This is a genomic window from Parvibaculum sp., assembly GCF_030651915.1.
In the GTDB taxonomy this organism is placed as follows: Bacteria; Pseudomonadota; Alphaproteobacteria; order Parvibaculales; family Parvibaculaceae; genus Parvibaculum.
Map to the genome: position 1 here is coordinate 69,962 of NZ_JAUSBV010000010.1, position 12,925 is coordinate 82,886.

At 65.6% G+C, this 12,925-nt stretch carries 10 protein-coding genes; 1 reads left to right on the forward strand and 9 read right to left on the reverse strand.

Annotation, left to right across the window (positions count from 1 at the left end; all coding sequences use genetic code 11):
• Positions 1-140: 140 nt before the first annotated feature.
• A complete protein-coding gene (locus Q7V31_RS14285; protein WP_304735263.1) occupies positions 141-812 on the reverse strand; it encodes an NUDIX hydrolase in 672 nt (223 codons plus the stop codon).
• Between the two features lie 5 nt (positions 813-817).
• A complete protein-coding gene (locus Q7V31_RS14290) occupies positions 818-1,585 on the reverse strand; it encodes an NUDIX domain-containing protein (RefSeq protein WP_304735264.1) in 768 nt (255 codons plus the stop codon).
• 237 nt (positions 1,586-1,822) lie between these two features.
• Between Q7V31_RS14290 and Q7V31_RS14295 the strand changes: the two genes are divergently transcribed.
• Positions 1,823-2,836 (forward strand): fatty acid desaturase, encoded by a 1,014-nt coding sequence (locus tag Q7V31_RS14295; RefSeq protein WP_304735265.1) that lies wholly within the window; start codon positions 1,823-1,825, stop codon positions 2,834-2,836.
• 5 nt (positions 2,837-2,841) lie between these two features.
• On the opposite strand, the gene Q7V31_RS14300 is transcribed toward Q7V31_RS14295, so the two are convergent.
• The 7 genes from Q7V31_RS14300 to Q7V31_RS14330 form a co-directional block, all read right to left on the reverse strand.
• Positions 2,842-3,249, reverse strand: coding sequence for a DUF983 domain-containing protein (locus Q7V31_RS14300; RefSeq protein WP_304735266.1), 408 nt, complete (start codon positions 3,247-3,249; stop codon positions 2,842-2,844).
• Between the two features lie 134 nt (positions 3,250-3,383).
• Positions 3,384-5,729 carry a ribonuclease R gene (rnr, locus tag Q7V31_RS14305; protein ID WP_304735267.1) on the reverse strand — a complete coding sequence of 782 codons (2,346 nt, stop codon included), beginning with the start codon at positions 5,727-5,729 and terminating at the stop codon, positions 3,384-3,386.
• Positions 5,730-5,731: 2 nt separating this feature from the next.
• The gene (gene topA, locus Q7V31_RS14310; RefSeq protein ID WP_304735268.1) at positions 5,732-8,425 is read right to left on the reverse strand and encodes a type I DNA topoisomerase; all 2,694 of its coding nucleotides are present in this window, start codon (positions 8,423-8,425) and stop codon (positions 5,732-5,734) included.
• A 269-nt stretch (positions 8,426-8,694) separates the two neighbouring features.
• Positions 8,695-9,810 carry a DNA-processing protein DprA gene (gene dprA, locus Q7V31_RS14315; RefSeq protein WP_304735269.1) on the reverse strand — a complete coding sequence of 372 codons (1,116 nt, stop codon included), beginning with the start codon at positions 9,808-9,810 and terminating at the stop codon, positions 8,695-8,697.
• Positions 9,811-9,815: 5 nt separating this feature from the next.
• The gene (gene plsY / locus Q7V31_RS14320; RefSeq protein ID WP_304735270.1) at positions 9,816-10,460 is read right to left on the reverse strand and encodes a glycerol-3-phosphate 1-O-acyltransferase PlsY; all 645 of its coding nucleotides are present in this window, start codon (positions 10,458-10,460) and stop codon (positions 9,816-9,818) included.
• A 65-nt stretch (positions 10,461-10,525) separates the two neighbouring features.
• A complete protein-coding gene (locus Q7V31_RS14325; protein ID WP_304735271.1) occupies positions 10,526-11,827 on the reverse strand; it encodes a dihydroorotase in 1,302 nt (433 codons plus the stop codon).
• Positions 11,824-12,816, reverse strand: coding sequence for an aspartate carbamoyltransferase catalytic subunit (locus Q7V31_RS14330; RefSeq protein ID WP_304735272.1), 993 nt, complete (start codon positions 12,814-12,816; stop codon positions 11,824-11,826). The genes Q7V31_RS14325 and Q7V31_RS14330 overlap by 4 nt, the downstream gene beginning before the upstream one ends.
• Positions 12,817-12,925 lie beyond the last annotated feature (109 nt).

Consider the following 12,925-nt stretch of genomic DNA (forward strand, 5'->3'; position numbering starts at 1 on the left):
CGGAATGTACCGCGTTTGCAGCATATGCCGCACCTCAGAGCCCCCGCCCCGAAAAATTCTTCGAATTTTTCGACCCGCCCCCCAGGGGCGGGTGGGTGTTGTATTCAACGGTCAAAGTGGCTCTGCGCCGGTGAAACCGCTCAGGCGCGGATCAGGGGTTTGTTGTTGCGGTAGGCGTAGAGCGGGATGCGGGTGCGGGGGCCTTCCTTGTGGCGGCGGCCGATCTCGCGGAGGACGAATTCGGTGACGTCGATCACCGGCAATTTCAGCGCATCGGAGAGCGGATACCAGTCGAGTTCGCTCAGTTCGCCGCTGCCTTTGAGCACGCCTTCGGCGCTCGAGGCCGGGGCGGCGAAAAAGCGGGCGTGGAAGCGGATCGGGCTCGAGGCCGGCGTGATGGCGCGGGCGACGAAATCGAGGATGTCGAGGCGGGGCGCAATCCCGCGTTCGCGGAAGGGCTGCCAGCCGTCGCCGGATGTGTCGCCGACCTGGCCGGGGCGGGCGACGATGAGGCCGGTTTCCTCGAAAGTTTCGCGGATCGCGGCCATGGCCAGCGCCTCGGCCTTGGCGCCGGCGGCGGCGCTTTGCATCATCCGCGCGGTCTCGCCGGAAAAACCCGTGGCCGGTCTTGCGAGAAGATCGCCGGCATCGAGCTTGCCGCCGGGAAAGACGAAAGCATCGGGAATGAACTTCATCCGCGCATGGCGGCGGCCCATCAGGATCAGCGGTTCGCTGCCCGCGTCGTCGATCAGGACGAGGCTGGCGGCGTCGCGCGGGCGGATGGCGCGGGGGCGCGGGGCTTCGGCATTCACGGCCATCAATCCTCGATCGCGTCGCGGATGGCGTTGCCGCCGCGGAAATAGATGAAAGGCACGGCGCGCGCGTTTTGCGCGGCGACGGCCAGGCGCAGGCGCTCGTCGATCTCGTCGAGGACGACACGGGTGATGTTGGGCAGATCGAGATCGCGCGCATCGGCGATGGTCAGCCAGTGCAGGCCCTGCAATTCGCCGGAGCCCGTCGTCTGCAGCGGATCGCCCTGAATGGTTTCGGCGTCGGCGATGAAGAAGCGGGTGTCGAAGCGGCGGGTGCGATAGGGCGGCGTGATGGCGCGGGCGACGAAGTCGAGCGAACCGAGTGCCGGCGCGACGCCTTGTGCAAAGTATTCGTTCCAGTCGGGATGACTGCTGCGCGGCGGCGCCTCGACCGGGCGGCCGATGACGAGACCGGTTTCCTCGAAGGTTTCGCGGATCGCGGCCATGGCCAGCGCGCGCGCGCGGCGTTCGGTCGGGGTGCCGCGCATGCGCGCCATCAGGCGGCGCGTCACCGGGTCACGCAGGTCCTCGGCCGGGACGATGCGGCTGTCGGCGGGATCGACGCGACCGCCCGGGAAGACGAACTTGTTGGGCATGAATTTGTGATCGGCGTGACGCTGGCCCATCAGCACCTGGGGCGCGGCCGCGTCGCGGCGGACGATGATCAGGGTCGAGGCATCGCGCGGACGGACCGCCCGGCCTTGCGTGGTTTCGCGATATTCCTGCTCGCGCGACTTCTTGGGGTCGAAAGCGCCCCGCGGTTCCTCGCTCATGATTCCGTTCCGATGCTCAAAATGGCTTGATGGGCTGGAGGATGCCCGCCGGCGGGGAGGCTGTCCAGCGCCGGAAAGGGCCGGAATCGGGGTGTTTACCTCCGGTACATATAAAGGCCGCTATTGTCGGCGAAATATGGTCTATTCCCGCGCATTGTCATTCAACTTGAGGCCGTTCGCGCCGTGTTGCGCGATGGCGGCCGTCAACCCGGGTTTCAGTCATTGAGTAACGGACATATGGCGGAAGTTTCATCCGCCGCGGCCAGCAGCTGGACGCAAGTTCTCAACCGCTATCGCAAACCGAGTCAGACGCGCAGCACCATCGAGCTGGCGATCACGGCGCTGCCGCTGGTGGCGCTGTGGTTTGCGGCCTGGTTCACCTATTCGCTCGGCTATTGGTGGGCGCCGCTGGCGATCGCCATTCCGGCGGCCGGATTTCTGGTGCGTCTGTTTGCCATCCAGCATGATTGCGGCCATGGCTCGTTCTTTCCGCAGCGTTGGGCCAATGACTGGGCCGGCCGGGCGCTCGGCGTGTTGACGGTGACGCCCTTCGACGTCTGGCGACGCGCCCATGCCGTTCATCATGCATCCTGCGGCAATCTCGACCGGCGCGGCATCGGCGATATCGACACGCTGACGGTTGCGGAATACCGGGCGCGGTCGCGCTGGGGCCGGCTGCAATACCGGATCTATCGCAACCCCGTGGTGTTGTTCGGCGTCGGACCGGCCTATCTGTTTCTGCTGCAGCAGCGATTGCCGGTGGGCATGATGCGCGACGGCTGGCGGCCCTGGATCAGCACGCAGGCGACCAATGCGGCGATGCTGGCGATTGCGGCGGCGCTGATCTGGCTGGTCGGCTTCAAGGCGTTCTTTCTGGTGCATCTGCCGATCGTCGCGATCGCATCGTCGATCGGCGTCTGGATGTTCTATGTGCAGCATCAGTTCGAGGGCACGTTCTGGCGCAAGACGCTGAGCTGGGACTTTCATGAGGCGGCGTTGCATGGCTCGTCGCATTACGATCTGCCGCGGCTGCTGCGCTGGTTCACGGCCAATATCGGCGTGCATCATGTGCACCATCTTCACGCGCGCATTCCGTTTTACCGGTTGCCGCGGGTGTTGCGCGATCATCCCGATCTCGGCCGGATCGGCCGGCTGACGCTGGGCGAGAGCCTGCGTTGCGTGCGGCTGGTGTTGTGGGATGAAGACAAGCAGCGGCTGGTGTCGTTCCGCGAGGCGCGGGCGCAAGCCTGATCCGGTCAGTCCTCGGTCTGACCGCCGAAGCCGTGCATGCGGAGCGCCCATTGCCAGCCGACGACCGCGCCCTTGAGGCGGGGCAGGAACCAGAGCGACAGCGCGAGCGTCAATGCCGGCCAGAGCGTGGCATGTAGCCAGATCGGCGGCAGGTAAGCCAGTTCCGTCCAGAGCATCATCGGCACCACGATATGACCGACCACCATGATGGTGAAATAGGGCGGCGCATCGTCGGCCTGGTGATGCAGCAATTCCTCGCCGCAATGTCCGCAGCTGTCGGCGACCTTCAGAAAGCGCCCAAAGACATAACCCTTGCCGCAGGCCGGGCAGCGCTGCGCGAAGCCGCGCCGGATTGCCGGAAAGGCTGGCCGGGGCGCCGCGTCCGCTGCCTCGAAGACGAGGGGGTCGGTCATGTCCGTTGGGGTACTCATTGATACGTCGACCAATTCCGTTCAGGCGTCACGTTCTCCGCCTTGCATCTCCCAGTAAAATGGTCGGAAACCGGGCGCGATGAAATGTGGCAGGTTGCCGCGCGACATGGCGGCTGTCAGCGGCGGGTGTCGGGCTTTCGGGCCGGCGCGCCTTGCTTGCCGCGGGGGCGGCCGCGCGGCGGACCACGACGGGCGGGCGGGCGCTGGCGGTCGCTGCGGCCGGCGGGTTTGCCCTGGCTGCCGCCTTCCAGAAGGGCAAGGCGCAGACCGCCGGTGATCGGCACGGCTTCTTCGAGGCGCACCAGCACCGCATCGCCGAGACGATAGGTGAGGCCGGTGCGTTCGCCGATCAGGGCGTGGAGAATTTCGTCGTGATGGAAGAAATCACCGCCCAGCGTCGAAATCGGCACAAAGCCGTCGGCGCCGGTCTCGTCGAGCTTGACGAAGAGGCCGAAGCGGGTGACGCCGGCGACGCGGCCGCGGAACTCGGCGCCGATGCGCGCTTCGAGATAGGCGGCGATGAAGCGGTCCTTGGAGTCGCGTTCGGCCAGCATCGAGCGGCGCTCGGTCATTGAAATATGTTCGGCGATTTCGACAAGGCCCGCCGCGTCGTCGTCGCTCTGGCCGTCCTTGCCGAGGCCCAGCCCCGCGATCAGCGCGCGATGCACGATCAGATCGGCATAGCGGCGGATCGGCGAGGTGAAATGTGCGTAGCGGCGCAGGTTGAGGCCGAAATGGCCGATATTGTCGGGCGAATAGACCGCCTGGGCCTGCGAGCGCAGAATGACGTCGGAGACCATGCGGTCGTGTTCGGTGCCGTCGACCGCCTTCAGGATGCGGTTGAAATTGGCGGGGCGGACGGCTTCGCCCTTGGCGAAACTCAGATTGAGCGTGGCCAGAAATTCGGCCAGCGCCATCAGCTTTTCGCGCGTCGGCGCGTCGTGGATGCGGTAGACGACCGGACGGTGCCGGGCCTCGGCGGATTCGGCGGCGCAGACATTGGCCTGGATCATGAACTCTTCGATGAGTTTCATCGATTCATGCTTCTCGCCGATGCGGATGGCGGCGACGCGGCCTTCGGCGCTGATGTCGATCTTGTATTCGGGCAGATCGAGATCGAGGGGGCCGCGCGCTTCGCGGGCCTTTGCGAGGATGCGATAGGCGGCCCAGAGCGGTTTCAGCACCGGTTCGAGCAGCGGGCCGGCGATGTCGTCCGGATTTCCGTCGATCGCCTGCTGGACCTGCTTGTAGTTGAGGCTGGCGGCCGAGCGCATCAGGCCGCGGATGAATTCGTGCCCGCGCTTCTGGCCGTTGCGGTCGAAGACCATGCGCACGGCGAAGCAGGCGCGGTCCTCGCCGTCGACCAGCGAACAGAGATCGTTGGAGATGCGCTCCGGCAGCATCGGTACGACGCGATCGGGGAAGTAGGTCGAGTTGCCCCGCTTGTGCGCTTCGCGGTCCATCGGCGAGCCGGGCTTCACATAGGCGGCGACATCGGCGATGGCGACGATGGCGACGACGCCACCTTCGTTTTTCGGATCGGTGTCGGGCGCGGCCCAGACCGCATCGTCATGGTCGCGCGCATCCGGCGGATCGATGGTGATGAGGGGAATGTCGCGCAGATCGACGCGGCCCTTGAGGCCCTGATGTTTCGCCGCTTCGGCATCGGCGATGACGCTGTCGGGAAAGGCGTCCGGGATGCCGTGGGTGTGGATGGCGATCAGGCTGATCGAACGCGGATCGTCGCCGTCGCCGAAGACTTCGCGCACGCGGGCGCGGGGAATGCCGTGGCGCTTGCCGGGGATGGTTTCGGCCAGCACCAGATTGCCGTCCTCGGCGCCGTTCGTGTCTTCGACGGCGATTTCGAACTCGACGCGGAGTTTCTTGTCGACGGGGATCAGGCGGGCGATCTTCGTGCCCTTGGCGCGGCGAAGAAGGCCGAGGACGCGTTCAGCACCCTTGCCGACGCGGCGAATGACATGGGCCTCGAAGGGATAGCTCTCGTCATCGGATTTTTCGATGCGCGCCAGCACGCGGTCGCCGACACCGGCCGGCGGTTCGTCGAGACTGTCGCGCTTCGGCCGCCGTTTGGTGTCCGGTGCGATGACGATCAGCGGCGGCGGCGTTTCGCCGGGCCAGGAGACCGGCCGTGCGATCAGATCGCCATCGGTGTCGGTGTGGGTGATTTCGATGATAGTGACGGGCGGCAGTTCGCCGACGCGGCGCAGGCTTTTCGTTTCGTCCTTCGCGATCAGGCCTTCGTCCTTCAGCTCCTTCAACAGCTTCTTGAAGGGCAGACGATCCTCGCCCTTGATGCCGAAGGCGCGGCCGATCTCGCGTTTGCCGAGCTTGCCGCCGCTTTCAGCTATGAACTTGAGAATGTCGTCGCGCGACGGCAGGCGGCCGCTGGACTTGCTTTTCTTTCCGGGGCCGGTTTTTTTGGGCTTGCTGCGTTCGGCCAAGATCAGTCCGCCGGTTCAGCGACGTTGACGGCGCTTTTCGACTTCGACGCCGGCTTCTTTGCGGCCGGCTTCTTTTTCGGCGCTGTCTTTTTCGCGGCTGTCTTCTTCGGCGCGGCTTTCTTTGCCGCCGGCTTTTTCGCGGGCTTGGCGTCGCCGTTCTTTTTGGCCGCTGCTTTTTTCGCCGGTTTCTTCTTGCCGCTCTTCGCTTCGCGTTCGGCGATGAGCGCGAGCGCTTCCTCGAGCGTTACCGACATCGGGTCGCCCGATTTCGGCAGTGTCGCGTTGGTGGAGGCGTGCTTGATGTAGGGCCCGTATTTGCCTTCGCGCACCTGCACCGGCTTGCCGGTTTCGGGGTGCTCGCCCAGCTCCTTCAGCACCTTGCCGGCGCGCTCCTCGGCGCGGATGATTTTTTCGGCGAGGACGGCAATCGCACGGTTGAGACCGATGTCGAAAAGCTCTTCGGGGTCTTTCAGGTTGGCGTAGGTGCCATCATGCAGAACGAAGGGGCCGAAGCGGCCGAGGCCGGCGGTGATCTTCTTGCCGGTTTCGGGGTGGATGCCGACTTCGCGCGGCAGGGTGAGCAGCCGCAGCGCCTTTTCGAGATCGACATCGGCGGCCGACATTTTAGCCGGCAGGCCGCTGCGTTTCGGCTTGTCGTCGGGCTCAAGCGGCGCGCGTTCGACATAAGGCCCGAAACGGCCGGTCTTGAGGCTGATCTCGGCATTGGTTTCCGGATCGATGCCGAGCACACGATCGCCCGACTGCTCTTCGCCGTCGGCACCGACGGTGAGCTGGCGGGTGAAGCGGCATTCGGGATAGTTCGAGCAACCGACAAAGGCACCGAAGCGGCCGACCTTCAGCGAGATGCGGCCATCGGCGCAGGCCGGGCATTTGCGCGGGTCGGAGCCGTCCTCCTTTTCGGGGAAGACATGCGGCGCCAGCACTTCGTTGAGGCGGTCGAGCACTTCGGTGATGCGCAGTTCGAGCGCCTTGGCGACGTCGACGGTGAATTCCTTCCAGAATTCGCGCAGCAGATCCTTCCAGTCGAGTTCGCCGGCCGAGACCTTGTCGAGTTTCTCCTCCAACGCTGCCGTGAAGTCGTATTCGACATAGCGGGTGAAGAAGTTCTCGAGGAAGGCCGTGACGAGGCGGCCCTTGTCGTGCGGAACGAAACGGTTCTTGTCCATGTGGACATATTCGCGGTCGCGCAAGGTCTGCAGCGTCGAGGCATAGGTGGAGGGGCGGCCGATGCCGAGCTCTTCCATGCGCTTGACCAGCGTCGCTTCGGTGAAGCGGGGCGGCGGCTCGGTGAAATGCTGTTCGGGGCGCACCTTGTCGAGGCCGAGCTTGTCGCCCTTGGCGACCTTCGGCAGGCGGCCGCCATCCTCGCCTTCCTCCGGCTCGTCGCGGCCTTCCTGATAAAGGCGCAGGAAACCGTCGAAGACGATCACGGAGCCGGTGGCGCGCAGACCGATGGGTGCGTCGTCGGCTTCGATTTCGATGGTGGTGCGCTCAAGCTGCACGCTTTCCATCTGGCTGGCGACGGTGCGGTTCCAGACCAGTTCGTAGAGGCGGCGCTGGTCGTCGTCGAGGCGACCGGCAACGTGTTTCGGCAGGCGCGCGAGATCGGTCGGGCGGATCGCTTCGTGCGCTTCCTGCGCGTTCTTTGCTTTTGTCGTGTAGACGCGTGGCGCGTCCGGCAGATAGGCCTCGCCGAATTCGTTGTTGATGACGGTGCGGGCCTGGGCGATCGCTTCCGGTGCGATCTGCACGCCGTCGGTACGCATATAGGTGATGAGGCCGGTGGTTTCGCCGTCGATCTCGACGCCTTCATAGAGGCGCTGGGCGACCTGCATGGTGCGGCTGGCGGAGAAGCCGAGCTTGCGCGAGGCTTCCTGCTGGATGGTGGAGGTGGTGAAGGGCGGGTTCGGGTGGCGGCGCGCCGGCTTGCTCTCGACCGATTTCACCGAATAATGCGAGGCCTTGATGCGGGCTTCGATCTCGCGGGCGCTCTTTTCGTCGGCGATGTCGAACTTGTCGAGCTTCTTGCCGTCGACATTGACAAGACGCGCGACAAAGGCCGCACCGCCACCCGTCTTCATGTCGGCTTCGACGGTCCAGTATTCGCGGGCGCGGAAGGCCTCGATTTCGAGTTCGCGGTCGCAGATCAACCGCAGCGAGACCGATTGAACGCGGCCGGCCGAGCGCGAGCCCGGCAGCTTGCGCCAGAGGACCGGCGACAGCGTGAACCCGACCAGATAATCGAGGGCGCGGCGGGCGAGGTAGGCGTCGATCAATTCCTTGTCGAGGCCGCGCGGATGCAGCATTGCCTCGGTGACGGACTGTTTGGTGATGGCATTGAAGACGACCCGCTGGATTTCGACGTCCTTGAGCGCCTTCTTTTTGTTCAGGACTTCAAGCACATGCCAGGAAATCGCCTCGCCTTCGCGATCCGGGTCAGTGGCGAGGATCAGGCGGTCGGCGCCTTTGACGGCGGCCGCAATTTCGTTGAGGCGCTTCTGGGATTTGGCATCGACGTCCCAGGCCATGGCGAAGTCGTCGTCCGGCAGGACCGAGCCGTCTTTCGACGGCAGATCGCGGACATGGCCGTAGGAGGCCAGGACCTTGTAGCCCTTGCCGAGATACTTGTTGATGGTCTTCGCCTTGGCCGGCGACTCGACAATAACGACGTCCATCGAACGCTCAAACTCTCTATATAAATGTGGCCTGCCGTCGCCAAGCGCCAACGGCGCGCCGTGCGATCTGGTCGCCGATCTGCCGTGAGGTGCACAGGTGAGCCGCCGCTACCGGCCGCCTTCAGCCGCCGGCTGAACATGGTGAAAAGGGGAGACACTGTCAAATCCGGCAGAAAACCGCCGAAATTTCCTTGTGCGCCGCGATATGAGCCCGGACGGCTACCGCAGGATCTCAAAATCGGCGGCCATTTTCGCGATTGCTTTGGCGTTCAGACGAGGCTGACGCGGTTGCCGGGATCGCGATGGAGACGGCCGGCGAGCTCCAGTTCGAGCAGGACGGCGCGGGCGACAGGAACCGAAACGCCCGATTGACGCAGAATCTCGTCAAGCGGCATGGGGGTCGGCCCCAGCGCAGCCAGCAATGCAGCACGGTCGCCATCATCAATCTCGCGGGAAACCGCCAAATCGGACCCCGGGCCGTCATATGTGGAGGGCCCCGGTTCGCGCCATCGGCCGCCTGTCGGGGTCGCCAGGGCGGCGATGACATCCTCCGCCGTCTCGACCAGGGGGGCGCCGTCCTTGATCAGACGGTTGGAGCCGCCGGCGCGAGGGTCGAGGGGGGAGCCCGGAACGGCGAAAACGTCGCGGCCTTGCTCAAGGGCGAAGCGGGCGGTGATGAGCGAACCGGAGCGCAACGCCGCTTCGACCACGATGACGGCCAGCGAGAGGCCGGAGATCAGCCGGTTGCGGCGCGGGAAGTGACGCGCCTGAGGACTGGTGCCGGGCGGCATTTCGGAGACCAGCGTTCCGCCGTCGGCGATCAAGGCCTGCAGTTCGCGGTTCTCGTCCGGATAGACGATGTCGAGGCCGCCGGCCAGCACGGCGGCGGTGCCGGTGGCCAGTGCCGCGCGATGGGCGGCCGTGTCGATGCCGCGGGCGAGGCCCGAGACTACAACGAAACCTTCCGTACCCAGTTCTTTGGCCATGTCGCCGGCGATCCGGCGGCCGGCGGCAGACGCATTGCGCGAGCCGACAATGGCGATTGAGGGGCGGGCCAGCAGTTCGGCGCTGCCCATCACGGCGATCACGGGCGGCGGCGGGTCGATTGCGGCGAGGCGTGCCGGATAATCGCCGTCGCCCCAGACCAGAAGCCGGGCGTCGAGCCGGGTCAGTTTTGACAGTTCGGCTTCCGCATCGGCGGCGGTGGCGATCTTGACGGCGCGTTTCGTGCCGCCGCGCGCGGCGAGATCAGGCAGCGCGTCGATGGCGGCGACCGCGCTGCCGCAATGCTGCAGCAGATCGCGAAAGGTGACGGGGCCGATATTGTCGCTGCGGGCGAGACGAAGACGGGCGAGGCGCTCGGTGTCGGAGAGCGGCGCGCCCATGGCGGTCAGGCCTCGGACGTCTTTTGTCCGATGCGGGATTCCGTACCGGCGAGAAGGCGGCGGATGTTGTCGCGATGCGCAATGTAGATCAGCGCGGCCAGCAGAACGCCGAGACCGACCAGATGCCACTGATCGAGCCAGGCGAGATAGATTGGCGTCAGCAGCGCACCGACCAGTGCCGACAATGACGAGTAGCGCGAGATCGCGGCGACAAGGGCCCATGTGGCACAGAACAAGAGTCCGACCGGCCAATGCAGCGCCAGAAGAACGCCGATGAAAGTGGAGATGCCCTTGCCACCCTTGAACCCGAGCCAGATCGGATAGAGATGGCCGAGAAAGGCGGCCAGCGCGGCGATCGCCGACATCCAGACCGGATCGGTTCCGGTCACGACACCGAGCTGTGCGGCGACGAGGACGGCGACGGCGCCCTTGCCCGCATCGCCGATCAACGTGCCTGCCGCCACCCAGCGATTGCCGGTCCGCAGCGCGTTGGTGGCACCGATATTGCCGGAGCCGATGTCACGGATGTCGCCGAGACCGGCCAGGCGCGTCAGCAGCAGGCCGAAAGGGATGGAGCCCAGCAGATAGCCGAGCACGGCAACGGCGAGCAGAAGCGGCGCGGCGGCTGCGAAATCGATTTCAGCGGGCATTCAGATCTACCTCCCCTTGGTCCCTCCCGCAGGCGGCGGGTGGGAGAGAATTGCAACGACAGAGGTTAGTGTCCAGCCCCGTCGCCGCGAACATAGACCGTGCGGCCGCCGACCATGGTGCGGATGGCGCGGCCCTGGAAGCGGCGGTCCTCGAAGGGCGTGTTCTTCGAGATCGATTTGAGCTTCGAGGGATCGAGAACCCAGGGCGTGTCGGTGTCGATGAGGACCAGATCGGCGGGGAGGCCCGCGGCGAGACGTCCGCGGCCCAGACCGAGCAGATCGGAAGGCGCGTGGGTCAACGCCGCCAGCAGGCGGGCCAGCGGCATGTCGCCATTGTGGACGAGGGCGAGTCCCGCCGGCAGCAGGGTTTCGAGGCCGATGGCGCCGAAATTCGCCTCGGCAAAGGGCCGGCGCTTCACTTCGGCGTCCTGCGGGTCGTGGCTCGAGACGACGACGTCGATGGTGCCGTCGGCCAGTCCCTCGACCAGCGCCCGGCGGTCGGCCTCGCCGCGCAAGGGCGGGGAGAGCTTGAAGAAGGTGCGATAGCTCTGGACGTCGTTCTCGTTGAGCTGGAGATGCGCCGCCGAGACGCCGCAGGTCACCGGCAGGCCGCGATTTCGGGCGCGGCGGATAATCTCGACCGAGGCCTCGCAGGAAATCTGCGCAACGTGATAGCGCCCGCCCGCGAGTTCAAGGAGGCGCAGGTCGCGTTCGATGATGATGGTCTCGGCGACGGCGGGAATACCGGCAAGGCCGAGGCGGGTCGCCAGCTCGCTCTCGTTCATCACGCCGCCCGAGAGCGACGGCTCCTCCGCATGCTGAACGATCAACGCGCCGAAATGGGCCGCATAGGTCATGGCGCGGCGCATGACCTGCGCGCTTGCCAGGGCCTTGTCGCCGTCGGTGAAGGCGACAGCGCCGGCATCGCGCAAGAGGCCGATCTCCGTCATCTGTTCGCCGCCAAGGCCCTTGGTGAGGGCGGCCATGGTATGGACGTTGACGATGGCGGTGTCACGGGCGCGGCGTTCGATGTAGTCGACCAGCGCGACATCGTCGATCACCGGATTTGTGTTGGGCATCACGATCATGGTGGTGACGCCGCCGGCGGCGGCCGCCTGGCTCGCCAGTGCCAGCGTCTCGCGATATTCGGCGCCCGGTTCGCCGGTGAAGACGCGGCAATCGATCAGACCCGGCGCCAGAACATGGCCGCCGCAATCGACGATTTCGGCGCCGTCGGGCAGACCGTCATTCAAGAGGGCCGGACCGAGATCGGCGATCACGCCGTCGGCGACTAGGAGGCCGCCTTGCGTGTCGAGACCGCTTGCGGGATCGAGCAGGCGCGCATTGATGAAAGCGGTGCGGCTCATGCGACGCCCCGGTTGTGCTCGTTGGCGCCGCGCTCGTTCGGCAGATTGCGGGCCAAAGCATCAAGCACGGCCATGCGGACGGCGACGCCCATTTCGACCTGCTCGCGAATGACGCTGCGGTTGATGTCGTCGGCAACGGCGCTGTCGATCTCGACACCGCGGTTCATGGGGCCGGGATGCATGACCAGCGCGTCGGGCTTTGCGACGGCGAGCTTGGCGTAGTCGAGGCCATAGAAATGGAAATACTCGCGCTGCGAGGGGACATAGGAGCCCGTCATGCGCTCGAGCTGCAAGCGCAGCATCATCACGATGTCGACGCCTTCGAGGCCCTTGGCCATGTCGTGGAAGACCTCGACGCCGAGGCGGTCGATGCCTTTCGGCAGCAAGGTCGGCGGCGCGACGACGCGCACCCGCGCACCCATCGCATTCAGCAGCAGGATGTTCGAACGGGCGACGCGGCTGTGCATGATGTCGCCACAGATGGCGACGGTGAGGCCCTGAAGCTTGCCCTTGCGGCGGCGGATCGTCAGCGCATCAAGGAGGGCTTGCGTCGGATGCTCATGTGCACCGTCGCCGGCATTGATCACCGAGCAGGAAACTTTCTGGGAGAGAAGCTCGACCGCGCCCGAGGAGCCGTGGCGGATGACAATGAGGTCGGGGTGCATCGCGTTCAGCGTGACCGCGGTGTCGATCAGGGTTTCACCCTTCTTCACCGATGAGGCGCCGACCGACATGTTCATCACATCGGCGCCGAGGCGCTTGCCGGCCAGCTCGAAGGAGCTCTGGGTGCGGGTGGAGGCCTCGAAGAAGAGGTTGATCTGGGTGCGGCCGCGCAGGACCGAACCCTTTTTGTCGATCTGACGGTTCTGCTCGACATAGGTGTCGGCAAGATCGAGAAGGGCGGTGATGTCGGCGGGGGAAAGCCCTTCGATGCCCAGCAAATGCCGGTGCGGGAAGAGGGCTTGGGGCTGTTTTTCAGCGCTGGTCATTAAAGCCGCATTGTATAGGGCCGAAAGCGGGGCGCGGCAAGGCGGAATCGGCGCGGAATTGGCCGGGTCCCGGAACGGGTGCTAGGCTTTGCCAAAGTCAGGCAAAGAG